At 63.5% G+C, this 17889-nt stretch carries 20 protein-coding genes; 14 read left to right on the forward strand and 6 right to left on the reverse strand.

What is annotated here, in order from left to right:
- Window positions 1–31 precede the first annotated feature (31 nt).
- From DS839_RS08645 to DS839_RS08655, 3 genes are all read left to right on the forward strand, one after another.
- Window positions 32–538 carry an OsmC family protein gene (locus DS839_RS08645; RefSeq protein ID WP_119269877.1) on the forward strand — a complete coding sequence of 169 codons (507 nt, stop codon included), beginning with the start codon at window positions 32–34 and terminating at the stop codon, window positions 536–538.
- Window positions 539–747: 209 nt separating this feature from the next.
- Window positions 748–1950 (forward strand): pyridoxal phosphate-dependent aminotransferase, encoded by a 1203-nt coding sequence (locus DS839_RS08650; protein ID WP_119269878.1) that lies wholly within the window; start codon window positions 748–750, stop codon window positions 1948–1950.
- 6 nt (window positions 1951–1956) lie between these two features.
- Window positions 1957–2460, forward strand: coding sequence for a DUF1993 domain-containing protein (locus DS839_RS08655; RefSeq protein WP_119269879.1), 504 nt, complete (start codon window positions 1957–1959; stop codon window positions 2458–2460).
- A 1-nt stretch (window position 2461) separates the two neighbouring features.
- On the opposite strand, the gene DS839_RS08660 is transcribed toward DS839_RS08655, so the two are convergent.
- Window positions 2462–3310, reverse strand: coding sequence for a helix-turn-helix transcriptional regulator (locus DS839_RS08660; RefSeq protein WP_162918392.1), 849 nt, complete (start codon window positions 3308–3310; stop codon window positions 2462–2464).
- Between the two features lie 90 nt (window positions 3311–3400).
- On the opposite strand from DS839_RS08660, the gene DS839_RS08665 reads away from it, so the two are divergent.
- The 3 genes from DS839_RS08665 to DS839_RS08675 are packed head-to-tail and all read left to right on the forward strand — an operon-like array spanning window position 3401 to window position 4794.
- Window positions 3401–3784: a VOC family protein gene (locus tag DS839_RS08665; protein WP_119269881.1), complete on the forward strand. Its 384-nt coding sequence runs from the start codon at window positions 3401–3403 to the stop codon at window positions 3782–3784.
- Between the two features lie 4 nt (window positions 3785–3788).
- The gene (locus DS839_RS08670; protein ID WP_119269882.1) at window positions 3789–4235 is read left to right on the forward strand and encodes a nuclear transport factor 2 family protein; all 447 of its coding nucleotides are present in this window, start codon (window positions 3789–3791) and stop codon (window positions 4233–4235) included.
- Window positions 4236–4290: 55 nt separating this feature from the next.
- Complete coding sequence (locus DS839_RS08675) at window positions 4291–4794, forward strand: GNAT family N-acetyltransferase (protein ID WP_119269883.1); 504 nt, start codon at window positions 4291–4293, stop codon at window positions 4792–4794.
- On the opposite strand, the gene DS839_RS08680 is transcribed toward DS839_RS08675, so the two are convergent.
- From DS839_RS08680 to DS839_RS08690, 3 genes are read right to left on the reverse strand one after another with little or no spacing between them, the layout of a single operon-like run.
- Window positions 4770–6278 carry a tripartite tricarboxylate transporter permease gene (locus DS839_RS08680; RefSeq protein WP_119269884.1) on the reverse strand — a complete coding sequence of 503 codons (1509 nt, stop codon included), beginning with the start codon at window positions 6276–6278 and terminating at the stop codon, window positions 4770–4772. The genes DS839_RS08675 and DS839_RS08680 overlap by 25 nt on opposite strands.
- A 2-nt stretch (window positions 6279–6280) precedes the next feature.
- Window positions 6281–6763 carry a tripartite tricarboxylate transporter TctB family protein gene (locus tag DS839_RS08685; RefSeq protein WP_162918393.1) on the reverse strand — a complete coding sequence of 161 codons (483 nt, stop codon included), beginning with the start codon at window positions 6761–6763 and terminating at the stop codon, window positions 6281–6283.
- Between the two features lie 10 nt (window positions 6764–6773).
- Entirely contained in the window at window positions 6774–7751 is a 978-nt protein-coding gene (locus tag DS839_RS08690; protein ID WP_119269886.1) for a tripartite tricarboxylate transporter substrate binding protein, read from the reverse strand.
- Between the two features lie 137 nt (window positions 7752–7888).
- Between DS839_RS08690 and DS839_RS08695 the strand changes: the two genes are divergently transcribed.
- From DS839_RS08695 to DS839_RS08715, 5 genes are all read left to right on the forward strand, one after another.
- On the forward strand, window positions 7889–8563 hold the full coding sequence (locus tag DS839_RS08695; RefSeq protein ID WP_119269887.1) for a response regulator transcription factor: 675 nt from the start codon (window positions 7889–7891) through the stop codon (window positions 8561–8563).
- On the forward strand, window positions 8553–9923 hold the full coding sequence (locus DS839_RS08700; protein WP_162918394.1) for a sensor histidine kinase: 1371 nt from the start codon (window positions 8553–8555) through the stop codon (window positions 9921–9923). Before DS839_RS08695 ends, DS839_RS08700 begins: the two co-directional genes overlap by 11 nt.
- Window positions 9920–10993, forward strand: a complete 1074-nt coding sequence (locus DS839_RS08705; RefSeq protein WP_119269889.1) for an ABC transporter substrate-binding protein — start codon at window positions 9920–9922, stop codon at window positions 10991–10993. Before DS839_RS08700 ends, DS839_RS08705 begins: the two co-directional genes overlap by 4 nt.
- 90 nt (window positions 10994–11083) lie before the next feature.
- Complete coding sequence (locus DS839_RS08710; RefSeq protein ID WP_119269890.1) at window positions 11084–12484, forward strand: NfeD family protein; 1401 nt, start codon at window positions 11084–11086, stop codon at window positions 12482–12484.
- Window positions 12481–13245 carry a slipin family protein gene (locus DS839_RS08715; RefSeq protein ID WP_119269891.1) on the forward strand — a complete coding sequence of 255 codons (765 nt, stop codon included), beginning with the start codon at window positions 12481–12483 and terminating at the stop codon, window positions 13243–13245. The genes DS839_RS08710 and DS839_RS08715 overlap by 4 nt, the downstream gene beginning before the upstream one ends.
- 15 nt (window positions 13246–13260) lie before the next feature.
- On the opposite strand, the gene DS839_RS08720 is transcribed toward DS839_RS08715, so the two are convergent.
- Both DS839_RS08720 and DS839_RS08725 read right to left on the reverse strand, forming a co-directional pair.
- Window positions 13261–13962 (reverse strand): TerC family protein, encoded by a 702-nt coding sequence (locus DS839_RS08720; RefSeq protein ID WP_119269892.1) that lies wholly within the window; start codon window positions 13960–13962, stop codon window positions 13261–13263.
- Window positions 13963–14129: 167 nt separating this feature from the next.
- Complete coding sequence (locus DS839_RS08725; RefSeq protein WP_162918395.1) at window positions 14130–14441, reverse strand: hypothetical protein; 312 nt, start codon at window positions 14439–14441, stop codon at window positions 14130–14132.
- 68 nt (window positions 14442–14509) lie between these two features.
- On the opposite strand from DS839_RS08725, the gene DS839_RS08730 reads away from it, so the two are divergent.
- From DS839_RS08730 to DS839_RS08740, 3 genes are all read left to right on the forward strand, one after another.
- A complete protein-coding gene (locus DS839_RS08730; protein ID WP_119269894.1) occupies window positions 14510–14986 on the forward strand; it encodes a DUF992 domain-containing protein in 477 nt (158 codons plus the stop codon).
- A gap of 77 nt (window positions 14987–15063) precedes the next feature.
- Entirely contained in the window at window positions 15064–15561 is a 498-nt protein-coding gene (locus DS839_RS36365; RefSeq protein ID WP_162918396.1) for a hypothetical protein, read from the forward strand.
- 81 nt (window positions 15562–15642) lie between these two features.
- On the forward strand, window positions 15643–17700 hold the full coding sequence (locus DS839_RS08740) for an elongation factor G (RefSeq protein ID WP_119269896.1): 2058 nt from the start codon (window positions 15643–15645) through the stop codon (window positions 17698–17700).
- Window positions 17701–17889: the final 189 nt, after the last annotated feature.

Below are 17889 nucleotides of genomic sequence, written 5' to 3' on the forward strand. Positions count from 1 at the left end.
ATTCACCGGGACAGAATTCGAAAGGTGCAGAATGCAAGCAACGGAACTCAAGGCTCTCCAGGCCCCCCTCAAGGAGCTCTATCGCCAGGACGGCAAGGCGGCGCTCATCACGCTCAAGGCCGAGGGCCGTATCGGCGAAGGCGTTACCTGCTCGGTCGACACGGCAAAAGCGCTGGTCGAGGCGGGGCTTCATCCGGCGACCGGCGGCTCGGGCGTCCATGCCTGCTCGGGGGATATGCTTCTCCAGGCGCTGGTCGCCTGTGCCGGCGTCACCCTCAATGCGGTGGCGACCGCCCTCGGCCTCGATATAGGCGAAGCCAGCGTCAAGGCGGAAGGCGATCTCGACTTTCGCGGGACCTTGGGCGTCGCCAAGGAGGCGCCGGTCGGCTTCCGCGACATCCGCCTCACCTTCGACATCCAGGGGAAGCTCGACGAGGAGCAGAAATCGAGCCTGATCAAGCTCACGGAGCGCTATTGCGTGGTCTACCAGACGCTGCGCAACCCGCCGCCCGTCGCGGTAAACGCCCATTGGGGGTGATCCGCCTAGATCACGATGAGTTTGGATTGAGTCAATCCAAACTCATTAACGTGATCGATTCTTATATTTTAGCGCGGGATTCTCGCGAAAAACCGGTACCCACTTTTTCGCATCCCGCGCTAAGGGAATGTCGCCATGACAATGGGACCCTTGCGGTCGGGCGGTGGCGGCGCTACCAGATGCCCGCGCCAAAACCAGGGATCATTGGAATGGGCTTTATCTCAGACTCGCTGAACCGCATCCAACCGTCGGCCACCATTTCCATCTCCAACAAGGCGATGGCGCTCAAGGCCGAGGGCCGCGACATCATCGGCCTGTCGGCGGGCGAGCCCGATTTCGACACGCCGGACAATATCAAGGAAGCGGCGATCACGGCCATCCGCAAGGGTTACACGAAATACACCAATGTCGACGGCATCCCTGAGCTCAAGAAGGCGATCGTCGCCAAATTCAAGCGCGAGAACGGACTCGACTACAAGGTCTCCCAGGTCTCGGTCGGCACCGGGGGAAAGCAGATTCTTTTCAACGCCTTGCTGGCGACGGTGAATCCAGGAGATGAAGTCATCATCCCGGCCCCTTACTGGGTGAGCTATCCCGATATCGTGATGCTGGCGGGCGGCAAGCCGGTCTTCGTCGAGACGACGATCGAGCACGGCTTCAAGCTACAGCCGGAGCAGCTCGAGCGCGCCATCACGCCGAAGACCAAGTGGTTTATCTTCAACTCGCCCTCCAACCCGAGCGGAGCCGCCTATTCGAAGCCTGAGCTCAAGAAGGTCACCGACGTGCTGGCAAAGCATCCGCATGTCTGGGTGCTGACCGACGACATGTACGAGCATCTCGTCTATGACGACTTCGTCTTCGCCACACCGGCCCAGGTCGAGCCGACGCTCTATGAGCGGACCTTGACCATGAATGGCGTGTCGAAGGCCTATTGCATGACCGGCTGGCGCATCGGCTATGGCGCGGGACCGGAGCCCCTGATCAAGGCGATGTCGAAGCTCCAGTCGCAGTCGACCTCGAATCCATCCTCGATCGCGCAATGGGCGGCGGTCGAGGCGCTCAACGGGCCGCAGGATTTCATCCCGGCCAACAACAAGGTGTTCAAGGAGCGGCGCGATCTCGTCGTCTCGATGCTCAACCAGGCGAAGGGCCTCTCTTGCCCGACGCCGGAAGGCGCCTTCTATGTCTATCCCTCCTGCAAAGCCGCCATTGGCAAGACGGCGCCCTCCGGCAATGTCATCAAGACGGACGAGGATTTCGTGACCGAGCTGCTGGCGGCGGAAGGTGTTGCCGCCGTCCATGGCGCGGCCTTCGGCACATCGCCGTTCTTCCGCATCTCCTATGCGACGGCGACCGATGTACTGGAAGACGCCTGCCGGCGCGTCCAGCGTTTCTGCGGCAATTTGAGGTGAGCACCCATGATGTATGATGCGTCGGTTCCGGTCTTCATCCACTTCCTCAATGGCCTCGCGGCGCTGCTGCGCAAGGCCGAAGTGCATGTGCAGGCCAAGAAGCTTGATCCCAATGCCTTCCTTCTCGCCCGCCTGTTTCCGGACATGTTCACCTTCACCAAGCAGGTGCAGCTCGCCTGCGATTTCGCCAAGGGCACGAGCGCCCGGATCGCCGGCGTCACCGCCCCCAGCCATCCGGACGACGAGAAGAGCTTCGATGAACTCCATGAGCGCATCCGCAAGACGATCGATTTCCTGCGCGGCCTGAATAAGGAACAGTTCGCCGAGGCCGCCGACAGGGCGGTCACCTTCAAGGCGGCGGGCAAGGATCTGACCGTCAAGGGTGCGCAGTACCTCTCCAATGTCGGCCTGCCGAATTTCTATTTCCATGTGACGACCGCCTATGGGCTTTTGCGCCACAATGGCGTCGAGATCGGCAAAGGCGATTTCCTGGCCCGCAGCCTGAGCTGAATCAGCTCCTCCGGAAGGCCTGCGGGGTCATGCCGATGATTTCGCGGAAACGGGCGTTGAAGGTCGACAGATCGCCGAAGCCCGCGGCGAAGGCGACCGCGGCAACCGGTGCCGTTGATGTCTTCAGCGCCATCGCCGCGCGCCGCATACGCAGGTTGAGCAGGAGCTGATAAGGGGTCACGCCGAGGACCTCTCTGAAGGTGCGCAGGAAGTGATAGCGGCTCATACGCGCCACTTGCGCCAGGTCGCCGAGACCCAGAGGCATGTCGGCACGCTCCTCGATATAACGCACCGCGTCGCTCACGCGTTGCCGGTCGCGCGCAGGTGCATCGGCCCTGTGGGGCGTGCCGTCGGTGAGAGTCTCGAGCACCCCTTCGGCGAGGCCGATCGACAGTTCCTCCAGCCGTAGCGGACCTTCGTCGTGGCGCCCTGCCTCCGCCTTTACGACGAGCCCCGCCAGCTTGCGCCAAGCCGGAAGCATGGTGGTCGGGAAGCGGAAGCGGTGCGAGCCTGCGGCCGTCGTCGCGATCTCTTCGAAGAACGGGCGCGAGAAATTGAAGGACAGGCAATGATCGCCCGTCCCATGCTCATGGCCGCATTCGAAACAGGCGCCGGCATTGCCGAGCAGCAGCGATCCCGGATACATCAGCGCCCGTTCGCCGTCGCTGCGATAGACGAAGGAGCCGGCAAGGACGACGGCGATCGCCACATCCTCATGCTGCTCCTCGAAAGCGCGATGCTCGGGCCCCAATGTGCAGATCACGTCGCTGACACACCAGCCTTCGCCCTTGGCCAGGATGCGGGCCGCAGGCGGGCGTGGTGGGGTGTCGGGAAGGGCTGCGCTGGCCATGCGCAAAAATAGCAATTTTCCCCAAGCCGGCCAATCGCCGACAGGCTTAGATGCCCCACACTGCTGACATTTTCTGAAGGAGATTTTCCTATGCTCGATCATGTCTCGATAGGGGTGCGCGATGTCGCGGCCGCCAAGCGCTTTTACGATGCGGCCTTGAAGCCCTTGGGCTATGCCTGCCTCAGCGACAGCCCGGGCTCGCTCGGCTATGGCAGCGGCAGTGTCACCCTGTGGATCAGCGAAAGCGACCGTCCGGTTCCGGCGGATGAGAAATCGGGCCTGCATTTCTGCTTTGCGGCGCCGAACCGGGAAAGCGTCCAGGCCTTCCACAAGGCGGCACTGGCCAAGGGGGGACGCGACAATGGCAAGCCCGGATTGCGCGCCGATTACGGGGCGGATTACTACGCGGCCTTCGTGATCGATCCGGAAGGCTACCGGCTCGAAGCCTATTGCGGCAAGCCGGCGAAAGGCTGAAGTGATGAGCGAGACGGAGGCGATGCGCCAGCTCAAGGCGTTGAACGCTCGATTCATCCATAATTTCGTGACCAACGACGTCGCATCGCACGATGCCATCACGCACCGGGATTTCGTCTATGTATCCACCGAGGGTCTGCGGCGGGGCCGGGACGAATATCTGAAGCGCTGGGCGACCGGCTTCAATCCGGACGTCATCGTCTATTGGGACTACCGCGATGAGCGCATCACGCTGTTCGGCGATGTCGCCCTTATCTGGTCGGTCAACAAGCATGTGATGGTCTCGGGCGGTGAGGAAGTCGCCGGGATGACCGGCTATACCGACACCTATCTTCGCGATGGCGGAGACTGGAAATGCATCCAGGCCCAACTGGTGCCGGTGTCCCGGGACAACTATCCGCCGGATCAGACGATCGTGCGGAAATACGTCAAAGGCAAGGTGCAGGCATAAGGCAAAATAACGAGTCAATTGAATCCGTTAGGCGCAAGTCCTAAACGGATAGGTGATGACCGCGATCGCACCTGAAGAACCGGAGCAGCGTCAACAAGTGCTGGCGCTCAACCGGCTGGCGTTCGAAGGCGAAGACGAGGCGCGGATCATCGAAGCCTTGAGTCGTGGTGGCCTTTGCGTGCTCTCGCTCGTCGCGGTTGATGGCGCGACGATCACCGGCCATATCCTGTTCAGCCGTCTCGCAGTCGAAGTGGATGGCCGCCAGATCAAGACTGTGGCGCTTGCGCCGATGGCGGTGCTGCCGGCCTATCAGGGCAAAGGCATCGGCTCGGCCCTCATCCGGCGCGGCCTCGCGCTGCTGGCGGCGCGGGATGTCGAGGCCGTTATCGTGGTCGGACATACGGGCTTCTATCAGCGCTTCGGCTTCGCGGCGGAACGGGTGCGCCATATCGCAAGCCCGTTCCAGGGGCACGACGCCTATATGGGACTCGAGCTCAAGCCCGGCGCGCTCGCCGGCAAACAGGGAACGTGCCGTTACCCGGAAGCCTTCGCGCTCTGAAGCCGCGCCGCCCGCCAGCGATAGATGAGCGGCCCGAAGAAGACGAGCGCCGCGATGACGAGCAGCGCCAGCGACAAAGGATGGGTGAAGAATACCGAGGCATCGCCCTGGCTGATGGTAAGCGCCCGGCGGAACTGTGCTTCGGCGAGGCGCCCCAGAATGAGGCCGATCACGCAAGGCGCCACCGGGAAATCATAGCGCCGCATCAGGAAGCCGAGGAGGCCGACCAGAAAGAGCAGGATGAGATCGAAGGTCGAATTGTTGAGGCTGTAGACGCCCAAGGTCGAGAACAGCAGGATGCCGCCATAGAGAAGGGGCTGAGGAATGGCGAGGAGGCGCACCCAGAGCCCGGCGAGCGGCAGGTTCAGGATGAGCAGCATCATATTGCCGATATAGAGGCTGGCGATGAGCCCCCAGACGAGCGTCGAGGAGGACGAGAACAGCAAGGGACCCGGCTTCAGATTGTATTGCTCGAAAGCGGCGAGAAGGATGGCGGCGGTCGCCGAGGTGGGCAGGCCCAAGGTCAGAAGCGGAACGAGCACGCCGGCGACGGCCGCATTGTTGGCGGCCTCGGGCCCGGCCACGCCCTCGATGGCGCCCTTGCCGAATTCCTCAGGCTTCTTCGACAGGCGCTTTTCGAGGAAATAAGACAGAAAGGTCGGGATCTCGGTGCCGCCGGCCGGCAGGGCGCCGAAGGGGAAGCCCAGAGCGGTGCCGCGCAGCCAAGGCTTCCAGGAGCGTCGCCATTCCTCGCGGGTCATGAACAGGGAGCCGCGAATGGGCATGACCTCGCCCGCCCGCATGTCGGGCCTGGACGCCATATAGAGCGCCTCGCCCACCGCGAAGAGGCCGACCGCGACCACCACGATATCGATGCCGCGCAACAGGCTCAAGATGCCGAAAGTCAGGCGCGGCTGGCCGGTCAGGACATCGGTGCCGACAAGGCCGATGGCGAGGCCGAGCAGCAGGCTGGTGATGCCGCGCGACAGCGACAGGCCGAGGAGTGCCGAGACCGTGGTGAAGGCCAGCACCATGAGCGCGAAATATTCCGCCGGGCCAAAGAGCAGAGCGAGCTTGACGAAGAGCGGGGCCAGGAAGGTGATGGCGATGGTGCCCAAGGTGCCGGCGACGAAGGAGCCGATGGCGGCCGTGGCAAGCGCTGCCGCGCCACGGCCCTTCTTTGCCATCACATTGCCCTCGACCGCGGTGATGATGGAGCCGGACTCGCCCGGCGTGTTGAGCAGGATCGACGTCGTCGATGAGCCATACATCGCGCCGTAATAGAGTCCGGCGAACATGATGAAGGCGCCGGTCGGGTCGAGCTTGGCGGTGATCGGCAGCAGCAGAGCGATGGTGAGGGCAGGGCCGATGCCGGGCAGGATGCCGATGGCGGTGCCAAGCGTCGTGCCGAGCAGGCACCACATGAGGTTCATCGGCGTGATCGCCGTCGCGAAACCCTGCAGGAGCGAATGGAGCACGTCCATGGCTACAAGACCCCTGCGAGGATGCCGGGCGGCAATTGCAACCCGAGCCCGTGCGTGAAGCCCAGATAGCTCGCCAGCACCAAGATGACCGCGACGATGCCGTCACGCAGGAAATTGCGGCTGCCGAAAGCGAAAGCCACGCACAGGAAGAGGAATATTCCCGAAATCACGAAGCCCAGAGGTTTCAGGATATTGAGATGGATGAGAAGACCAGCGCCGATGATGAGCAAAGCGCGCCAGTCGGTGTCAAAACCCTCGGCCACGATCTCGCGCTTGGCGCCCGGCGCCCAGGCGTTCCAGACGAAATAGGCGCCGACGGCGGCGAGCGCCGCGGCGATGAAATAGGGAAAGGCCTGCGGGCCGACGCGCGCATAGGTCGGTGGCACTTGCATTCCCAGGGAGTCGACGAAAACGATGAGGCCCAGCACGGCAAGGCCGAAGCCGATCGCGAGACCGGCTCCGGATCTTGGTGTGTTGTTCTCCACGGGGGCCGCCCTACTGAACGAGGCCAATGCCTTTCAGGATCTCCGTGACGCGGGCATCTTCCGCGGCGAGGAGTTTGCCGAACTCATCGCCCGGCAGATAGAGATCGGTCCAGTTCTTGGCGGCGAGCACCTTCTTCCAGGCATCGCTCTTGACCGCGGCATCGACGGTGTCGAGCAGGGCCTTCTTCTGCTCGTCGTTGATGCCGGGCGGGGCGACGATGGCGCGCCAGTTGGCGAGATCGACATCGACGCCCTGTTCCTTGAGAGTCGGGATATCTATCCCTGCGACGCGCTCGGGCGCCGAAATGGCGAGCGCCCGCAACTCGCCCGATTTGATCTGGCCCTCCCATTCGCTGTAGCCCGAGATGCCGGCCACCACATGGCCGCCCATCACCGCGGCCAGCGCCTCGCCGCCGCCCGAGAAGGGCACGTAATTGAGCTTCGACACATCGGCGCCCGCCGCCTTGGCGATGAGGCCCGCCAGAATGTGATCGGTGCCGCCGGCCGAGCCGCCGCCCCAGGCGACCGCACCCGGATCGGCCTTGAGCTTGGCCACGAGGTCGGCGAGCGTCTTGATCTCGGACGAGCCCGGAACGACGATGACCTCATACTCGCCGGTGAGCCTGGCGATCGGCGTCGTGTCTTTGAGCGTCACGGCGGATTTGTTGGTGAGGATGGCGCCCACCATCACCAGGCCGTTGACCATCAGCACATTGTCCTTACCGGATTCCTGCCCGGCGAGCTGCGCCAGACCCACGGTGCCGCCGGCCCCCGGCACGTTCTCGACGGTGACCGCCTTGACGGCGCCACCTCCCTGCACCGCTTCCTGCATGGCGCGGGCCGTCTGGTCCCAGCCGCCGCCTGGCGCAGCAGGCGCGATGATGCGCAATTCGTCGAGCGCCAGAGCCGGAGTGGATGCGAGATTCGGATAAAGGCCGCCGGCCAGCAAAAGCGCCATAGCCGAGGCAAGAAGGGTTCTACGGGTCATCGGGTTCCTCCACTTGTATCGATATCGACAGACGGCCATCTTGTTGTGGCCTAACTCATGGAGCCGCGTTTAAGCTCGAATCCTGTCATGAAGCTGTCATTGCCACAAGCGGTTTTATACTCGGTCCTTGGCGCCAGATGCGGATCCTGATCGTCGAGGACACGCCGGATGTCGGCGAAGCCATCGTCGCTGCCATGTCGCGGGCGGGATATGCGGTCGACTGGCAGATGACGGGAGAGGGTGCGCGTGATGCGCTCAATGTGCAGTCCTATGACCTCATCATTCTCGATGTGATGCTGCCCGATATCGACGGCTTCACGCTTCTGGGCGAGATCCGGGCCCGCAAGATCGACACGGCGGTGCTGGTCCTGACGGCGCGCTCACAGGTCGACGACCGGGTGAGCGCGCTCGATCTCGGCGCCGATGATTATCTGGTCAAGCCTTTCGACTTCCGCGAGCTCGAAGCGAGAGCCCGGGCGCTCGGCCGGCGGCGGCATGGCGCGACGGTGAGCCGGCTCGAGGTCGGCGATGTGGTTCTCGACCAGGCGGCGCGGCTGGTGATGGTCGCCGGCGAAAGAGTGGACCTCACGCGGCGCGAAGTGGCGCTGCTCGAAGTGCTGATGGCGCGGCCGCAGAGGGTGTTCAGCAAGGCCGAGCTCCTGAACCAGCTCTTCGGCTTCGGCGAGGAGGCGAACGAAAACGCCATCGAGCTCTATGTCGCGCGGCTCCGCCGCAAGCTCGGCGCCGCCAGTATGGAAATCAGGACCTTGCGTGGCCTCGGCTATCAGGCAGGGACGATCGATGAGAAGTAGGTCGTCGCTGTTCTGGCGGCTCGCCGGCCTGATCTCGGCCATACTTCTCGGCGGCGCCGCGGTGCTCGCCTTTGCCGCATCCAACTATGCCGAGACCGCCGCCGATGATGCCTATGACCGCGTGCTCTATGGCGCCGTGCGCCAGATCAGCGAGACGCTCTCGGCCGAGAACGGCGTGGTCGAGGCGCAAGTCCCGGTGTCGGCGCTCGAGACGCTGTCGATCTCGCGCAGTGCCAGGATCTATTACCGCATCGCGACCGCCGGTGCGGCGAATGTCACGGGCTACGACGATCTTCCCTTTCCGCCGGGCGCCGAAGCCGGCGGCGCCGGGCCATTCGTCGGCGATACGACATTCAGGGGCCACCCGATCCGGATCGCCGCCGTCGGGCGCTACTTCGCCGAAGCCAATGGCTGGGTCATGACCGTGGTCGGGCAGACGCTTGAGGCCCGCGATGCGCTTGCCCGTGATCTTACCTTCAAGGCCATGGTGCTGGTCGGCGTCATGAGCTTCCTGGCGCTCGCCGGCATGATCGTGGCGATCAGGCTCGCCTTGCGGCCGCTTGCGGATATCGAGGCGGCACTGCTCAAGCGGCCGCCCAATGTGCTGACCCCTCTCGATGTCGAAGCCCCGGCCGAGATCGCCACCCTCATTTCCGCCATCAACAATTTCATGGAGCGCCTGGCGGGACGGCTCGCCGCCATGCAGCGCTTCATCGCCGATTCGGCCCACCAGATCCGCACGCCCTTGACGGCGCTCACCGGACAGGTCGAGCTGCTTGCCGCGGAAAAGGACCAGGCGAGACGCAAGCATCATATGGAGCGGGTCAAGGCGCGCACCGCCGAGCTCGCACGCCTCACCAACCAGCTGCTCAGCGACGCGATGGTCAGCCATCGCGCCGAAACCATGGGGCAGTCGGAGGTGGATGTGGCGATGCTGGCGCGCGAGGCGTTGGCCAGCGCCGTGCCGATCTCGCTCGACCGCGACATCACGGTCGCCTTCGACGCGCCGGCGGAACCCGCGGTAATGCACGGCGATGCGGTGAGCCTCAGAGAGGCGTTCAAGAACGTCATAGAGAACGCCATCCAGCATGGCGCGCGTTCGCTCCTGCGCGTCGTCGTGCGCAAGACAGGGACCGGAATCGAAATCGAAATCGCCGATGACGGGCCGGGGATTCCAGCCGAGCAGTGGCCACAGGCGACCGAACGGTTCTTCCGCGGCAAATCTTCAGGTCCGGGTTCCGGTCTCGGCCTCGCCATCGCCAAAGAGGTGATCCAAAATCATGGCGGCGAAATCCGGTTCGCGGCGGCGGAGGGGATATTCTCGGTGCTTTTCCGGTTCGATGGGATCAAGGCTTCATGACCAGGCGCTGCCATTCTCTCCTGGCTGTGATCTTTCTCGCGACAATGGCAAGCCTCGCCGCGGCCAAGGAGAATTACCGCTTTCCGGCGGTCGGACAGGAAACCGGCGTGCTCACCATCCATGCGGTCGCCGATCTCAGCGCCATCGAGCCGATGATCCGGGATTTCCAAGAGAGCCAGCCCGGCATCACGGTCGACTACACGGATTATCTGACCAACGAGCTCTATGATCTTCTCGTGGCGCAATGCGCCAAAGGCGAAACGATGGCCGACATCGTCATCTCGTCCTCGGTCGACCACATCGCCAAGCTCGCCAATGACGGCTGCGCCCAAACCTATTCCTCGCTCAACACCAGCCGCACCCCGGATTGGGCGAAATGGCGCGACGAGGTCTTCGGCTTCACCTTCGAGCCGGCGGTCATCGTCTATAACCGCAATCTGGTTCCCGCGGCCGACGTCCCGCGCACGCATCATGATCTCGCCGAGCTGCTCAGGACCAAGCCTCAGCTCTATGACGGCAAGATCGGCACCTACGATATCGAGCAGTCGGGCATCGGCTATCTCTTTGCCTTCTTCGACACGCAGCAGTCGAATATCTTCGGCCGGCTGCTCGAAAGCTTCGGGCGCTCGCGCGCGGCGTTGCGCTGCTGCACCGGTGAGTTGCTGGCGCGGATCGAATCGGGCGAATTGCTGATTGGCTACAATCTCCTGAGCTCCTATGCCTATGGCCGCTACAAGGCCGGCGCGCCGATCGGCATCGTCATGCCGCGCGACTACACGCTGGTTCTGAGCCGCACCGCGATGATCCCCAAGACGGCAGGGCATCCGGATCTCGGCCGGAAATTCCTCGATTATGCCGTGTCGAGCCGCGGACAGGCGGTGGCGGCGGAGAAGTCCTTCTTCTTCTCCTTCGACCGGCCGGTGCCGCCGGGGGTAGATGCGGTCGATCCGGGCACGGGCTCGGGCGTCTATCGGCCGATCGTCATCGGTCCGGCCTTGCTCTCGACCCTCGACCGGCAGAACCGCCGGCGGTTCCTCTCCGAATGGAAGGCGTCCATGGAGCGGGACTAGCGGCGATCGGTAGCGAATTTCGCCCCTTCTTGACGGCATCTGGAAATAACGCGGCCGCGGCGCCATATATTCATATCAGGAGCGCTGGCCATGAAATTGGTACGCTTGGCCCTTTTGGCGGCTGTTCTGGCTGTGGCGGCAGGTGCTCTTCTCTCTCCGGCGACGGCGGAGACGGGCGCGCCCAAGGTCGCCCTATTGATCGAGATCGACGGCGCCATTGGCCCCGCGACGGCCCGGCTGGTGAAGGACGGCTTGGCCTCGGCGACCGAAAGACGCGCCGAAGTGGTCATCCTGCGCCTCAACACGCCGGGCGGACTTGCCACCAGCATGCGCGAAATCATCGCCGATGTGCTCGCCTCTCCTGTCCCCGTCGTCGGCTATGTAGCACCCTCCGGCGGCCATGCGGCAAGCGCCGGCACCTATATCCTCTATGCGACGCATGTGGCGGCCATGGCGCCGGGCACCAATCTCGGCGCTGCGACGCCGGTCGAGATCGGAGCACCTTTCCCGGGGCTTCCGAGCGGGGAGGACGGCAACAAGGACACCACCGGCAAGGATGAAAAGAATCCGGCACCGTCCGCTCCGCCCAAGGATGCGATGTCGGCGAAAGCCACCAACGATGCCGTCGCCCTCATCCGCAGCTTGGCGGAGCTGCATGGACGCAACGCCGACTGGGGCGAAAAGGCGGTGCGCGAAGCGGCAAGCCTCTCGGCCAACGCAGCCCTCGATCAACGCGTCATCGATCTGGTGGTCCCCGACATCAACGGCCTGCTCCAGTCGATCGATGGACGCAAGGTCGAGATTGCCGGCAGCCCACGGAGCCTCCAGACGAAAGGGTTGCCGGTCGAAACATTCGAACCCGGCTGGCTTATCCGTCTCCTGGCGGTGATCACCGATCCCAATATCGCCATCCTGCTCATGATCGTCGGCGTCTATGGCATCATTTTCGAATTCATGAGCCCCGGCGCGGTCGCGCCCGGCGTCATCGGCACGATCAGCCTGCTGCTCGGCCTCTACGCGCTCAACCTCCTGCCCATCGACTATACCGGCCTTGCTCTGATGCTGCTCGGCATCGGCTTCCTCATCGTCGAGGCCTTCAACCCGACGGTCGTTCTCGGCGTCGGCGGTCTTGCGGCCTTCCTCCTCGGCGCGGCGATGCTGTTCAGGGTACAGGCTCCGGGCTATCAGCTGTCCTGGACCATCATGGCCGTCGCGGCGGCGCTGATGGCCGGGCTGTTCGTCCTCACCGGCCGGTATCTGTGGAGCGCACGCAAGAACCCGGTGCGGGTCGGGGCTCAGGCCATGCGTGGAAGCTCCGCCGAGATCCTCGACTGGTCGGAGCATTCGGGCCACGTGCTGGCGCAAGGCGAGCGCTGGCGGGCGCAAAGCGATGAAATGCTCAGGGCCGGCGATGAGGTGGAAATTGCCGACGTGAAAGACTTGACTCTCACCGTGCGCCGTCGCCGGACCAGCTTGGGAGAACCTCCATGATGCTCGACTATCTCGCTTATCTGGTGCTCGCCGTCATCGTCATCCTGTTCTTCACCTCGGCCATACGGATCCTGCGCGAGTATCAGCGCGGCGTCATCTTCACCCTCGGACGCTTCACCGGCGTGAAGGGGCCGGGCCTCATCGTCCTCATTCCCTTCGTGCAGCAGATGGTACGGGTAGACCTGCGCGTCGTGGTGCAGGACGTGCCGCCGCAGGACGTGATCTCGCGCGACAACGTTTCGGTCAAGGTGAACGCCGTCCTCTATTTCCGCATCGTCGATCCGGAGCGCGCGATCATCAAGGTCGAAGACTTCATGGCGGCGACGAGCCAGCTCGCACAGACCACCTTGCGCTCGGTCCTCGGCAAGCATGAGCTCGACGAAATGCTGGCGGAACGCGACCGACTCAACAGCGACATCCAGGAGATCCTCGATCAGCAGACCGACGCCTGGGGCATCAAGGTCACCAATGTCGAGATCAAGCATGTCGATCTCAATGAAAGCATGATTCGCGCCATCGCCAAGCAGGCGGAGGCCGAGCGGTTGCGCCGCGCCAAGGTGATCAATGCCGAGGGCGAGCAGCAGGCGGCAGAGAAGCTCGTGGAGGCAGGCCGCATGCTCGCCCAGGAATCGCAGGCGATGCAACTGCGCTATTTCGCGGCACTCCACGACATCGCCGGCGAACGGTCATCGACCGTGGTCTTTCCCATACCCATAGACCTGTTCGCGCATCTGAAAGCTGCGGCCGGCGAAACGAAGTAGCGCCGGCGCCGCCCCTCACATGGGCCCGCGGCCATGCGCTTCGGCTTCTCCAGCGCGGGACTTGAGCCAGTAGCCGACGGCCACCACCAGGGCGGCGCCGACGGCGGCTATCACATAGACGATATTGGAATGCGGCTCGATGGCGAAGCGGTCGGCGACGATATGATCGGTGGCGATCATCTCGCCGGCGATCCAGCCGAGAAGGGCAGCACCCGCCCAGACGATGATCGGGAACTTCTCGATCATCTTCATGATGATCTGCGAACCGACCATGATGAGCGGGATGGACAGAGCGAGACCGAAGCCGAACAGCCAGGGATCGCCCTTCGATACCGCGGCAATGGCGACGACGTTGTCGAGGCTCATCACCGCATCAGCGATGGCGATCGTCCACACCGCCTTATAAAGCTTGTCGGAGGCGGCGATGTTCTTCTCTTCAGCCTCCTCGCCCTTGGCGAGCTTCACGGCGATCCACAGGAGGAGAAGTCCGCCCACGACCTTGAGGAACGGAATGACCAGGAGATGGGCGATGACCGCGGCGAAAATGATGCGCAGCAGGATAGCGACGCCGGCACCCAGCACGATGCCCCAGGTCCGCACATTCGGCGGCAGCGAGCGGCAGGCCAGCGCGATGACGACGGCATTGTCGCCCGAGAGCAGGAGATCGATCCAGATGATCTGAAGGATGGCGAAGGAGCTGGCCAGCAAATAGTCCATGACAACGCCGATATGAGGGAGATTTGCCCAAAATCCAAGAGCTAAAGCGCGAGACCTTCAGATCGGGTCGCCTCTGTGCTTTATCCTTTTGTTGCGTATGGTCTTTTCGGAAGGCAGATGCCGCTCTTCCGGCCAGGTGGCGCAAGCGAATCGCGGGCGACAATCCTTCATGCCCCCCGCAATGCGGCGTTCACGGCCGTCAATCCGTGCGCGGACGGATTCGTGCCGGTGGTCACGTTCGGGTTGAGCGGATTTGCGGGTGCAGCCGGCGGAATCCCCAAAGCCTGGGTGGATGTCTTCCGGCGGCAGGTATCGTGCGCGACGGCACGCTTCTTCACGATCTTGACTTTCAGCCCTCGAGCGGCGAGGTAGACTGCGCAAGCAAGGCCGTCGTGGTCCGCGCCGACAATAAGAATACCGCTCGTCTCTCCATGCATGTCCATTTCATCTGTCCGGCTCGCGGCTTCGCGCTGCGTCAATGGCGGGTCGCATTAGAGACACAATCGGCGCTAGGATTCGGCCAGCTTTCAAAGAAAAGGGAAACATAATGCGTAAGCTCGCTTTGGCCGCCGCTGTCGTGGCAGCGCTCGGCCTCTCCGCTTCGGCGGCAGATGCGAAATCGGGGGTCAAGATCGGGGTGCTGACATGCTCGGTGGAGGGCGGTGTCGGCCTGATTCTGGTATCGTCGAAGAAGGTCAATTGCGTCTATCAGCCCTCGGGCGGGGGACGGGTGGAGCGCTACGAGGGGCGCATCCGTAAATTGGGGGTGGATATCGGAGTCACGAACCAGACCATCCTCGCCTGGGCGGTTTTCGCCCCGGGTAAGACCAAGCGGGGCGCGCTCGAGGGGACCTATGTCGGGGCGAGCGCCGAAGCCACGATCGTGGCCGGTCTCGGCGCCAATGTCCTCATCGGGGGTTTTAAAAAAACCATTTCGTTACAACCGCTTAGCGTCCAGGTCCAAACCGGCCTCAATATCGCGGCGGGTGTCGCCGGCCTCTATCTGGATTTCGTGCGCAGATAGCGAATCCATAAAGCGCGATAGCCTTCGGTCTTCGCGCTCATCACATTGTTTGCACGCGATCTTCGGAAAATGATCGGATGGCCGGGGTGTACCGGCTCAATGTGGCTATGCGTCCCTATACAAGAAACGGCCGATATCGCATTTTCCGCAGATCAGCCGCGCCGATCGAACCTTTTGCTGGCGCTGCCCTGTATCGACCCCTATCGCGAACATCGCGCCGGCGGGTGGCGGCAAACCGACATGCGGCTGATCGAAGGGCTGATGCGCGCACGCGCTTGCAAGGCAAAGCGATCTTTTCGCTGCCTTTGCGGCAGACGATCAAGAAGCTGGAGGCGGCCGGGATCAGCGCGCCGGACGGTCTTGCCTATCTCGCCTACGAGCTGTTGAGTTGCGGCGTCATCGTGCATCAGGGGAGCGCCGGCATGGCGATGGCCGGCATAGCCGCCGACATACCGCACGTGATGATCAGAACGGACGCCGCAAGGGCCGGTCCCGCTTGCCCATGTCCCAGAATTGCACGGTGCCTGCGATTGCCACTTGTCATCACCGCAATTCGGCGCAAGCATAGGACCTGAGGAGCCGCCCCCGACGGGGTTTCCTCGGCACGAGACGGGCGGTCCCGGACGGCATTGGCGCAGTCAAAAGGGAGGTCCCGAATGAGTACAAATGGCAGAGAACGTCAGGGTCCCAGGTGTATCGCACTTGTGGGCCCCTATCTGAGCGGCAAGACCACGCTTCTCGAAGCCATTCTGTTCCGCCTCGGCGCCATACCGCGCCAGGGGAAGGTTGCCGACAAAACCACCGTCGGCGATGCCGCCCCCGAGGCGCGGGCGCATGGCATGAGCGTCGAGCTCAACGCGGCCACAGTCCAGTTCATGGACGAGAGCTTCACTTTCATCGATTGCCCCGGCTCCATCGAATTCGGCCAGGAGGCGCGTGCAGCGCTAGCCGGCTGCGATGCGGCCGTCGTCGTCTGCGAGCCCGACGATAAGAAAGTGCCGGCGCTGCAGCTGATCCTGAAGCAGCTCGATGACCTCAAGATCCCCCGTTTTATCTTCATCAACAAGATCGACCGCAGCGAGGGAAGACTGCGCGATGTATTGAGCTATCTGCAGCCGGCGAGCTCGACACCGCTGCTCTTGCGCCAGATCCCGATCTGGAAGGACGAAATCGTGCGCGGCTTCGTCGATCTCGCCCTCGAGCGCGCCTTCGTCTATCGCGAGCATGCGCCGAGCGAAGTCGTCGACATGCCGGCAGACATGCTCGACCTGGAAAAGGAAGCGCGCTTCGCCATGCTCGAAAAGCTCGCCGACTATGACGACGAGCTGATGGAGCAGTTGCTCTCCGACATCGAGCCGCCGCGCGACCGCGTCTTCGTCGACTTGACCCGCGATCTTTCGGAAGGGCTGGTCACCCCGGTCTTGTTCGGCTCGGCGGAGAACGGCAACGGCATCTTCCGGCTCATGAAGGCGCTCAGGCATGAGGCGCCGGCCGTCGGCGCGACGGCCAAGCGGCTGGGGCTCGCGGATGCGAACGGCACCGCCGTCCTGCAGGTCCTCAAGACCTTCCATACCGCCCATGGCGGCAAGCTGTCGCTGTCGCGCGTCCTTTCGGGAACGATCGCCGACAGCGCCACGGTCTATGGCGGCAAGGGGCAGGATGCGCGCATCGCCGGCATGTTCACGCTGCTGGGCTCGACGCCGCAGAAGATCGGCAAGGCCGAGACCGGCGACACGGTGGCGCTCGGCAAGCTCGACAACATGGCGACGGGGGAAACGATCTCCACCGCCAAGGGCACGACGAAGCAGCTCACCAAGCTCGACGTAGCACCCGGCGTCTATGGCCTTGCCATCTCGGTCGCCGACCGCAAGGACGAGGTGAAGCTGACGAGCGCCATCGCCAAGCTCATGGAGGAAGATCCCTCGTTGTCGCTCGAGCAGAACCAGAGCACGCATGAGATGGTGATGTGGGGGCAAGGCGAGATGCATCTGCGGGTGGCGCTGGAACGGCTCATGGGCAAGTTCGGCGTCCAGGCGCATGCCAGGCCTCGACGCATCGACTATCGCGAAACCATCCGCAAGCCGGTGCAGATCCGCGGCCGCCACAAGAAGCAGTCGGGCGGGCATGGGCAGTTCGGCGATATCGTCGTCGAAATCAAGCCACTGGCGCGGGGCTCAGGCTTCACCTTCACCGACACGATCAGCGGCGGCGTGGTGCCGAAGCAATATATCCCCGCCGTCGAAACCGGCGTCCGCGACTGGATGGGGCAGGGTCCTCTCGGTTTCCCGGTCGTCGACTTCACCGTCAACCTCTCCGACGGCTCCTATCATGATGTCGATTCCTCGGAAATGGCGTTCAAGACGGCGGCCCGCATCGCCATGACCGACGGCATGCCGCAATGCTCGCCGGTGCTGCTCGAGCCGATCGTTGCGGTCGAACTGCATGTGCCGAGCGATGCGACCTCGAAGGTCAACCAGATCGTCTCGGGCCACAGAGGCCAGCTTCTCGGCTTCGACAACCGCGAGGGCTGGTCGGGCTGGGATACGGTCAAGGCGCATATGCCGGAAAGCGAGATCGGCTCGCTCATCATCGAGCTCCGATCGGCGACGGCGGGCGTCGGCACCTTCGTGTTCAAGCACGATCATATGTCGGAGCTGACTGGCCGGCTCGCCGACCAGGTGGTGACCCACCGCAAGGCCACGCTCGCGGCCTAGCATAGAGCGCCGGGCTTTTCTCGTAGAATTGGCCCGGCGCACTATCTCGTCTTTGCGCATCGGCTTGCCCGAAAACCGGGATGGCCGGGTTTAACCCCATAGGCGCTAAGATAAGGCCAGTCCGGGTAATAATGTCCAAGTCTGGGGCATCCGCCGTCGTGGCGGCTCGCGCAAGCGGTATCGGACGCG

Source organism: Taklimakanibacter deserti (assembly GCA_003574785.1).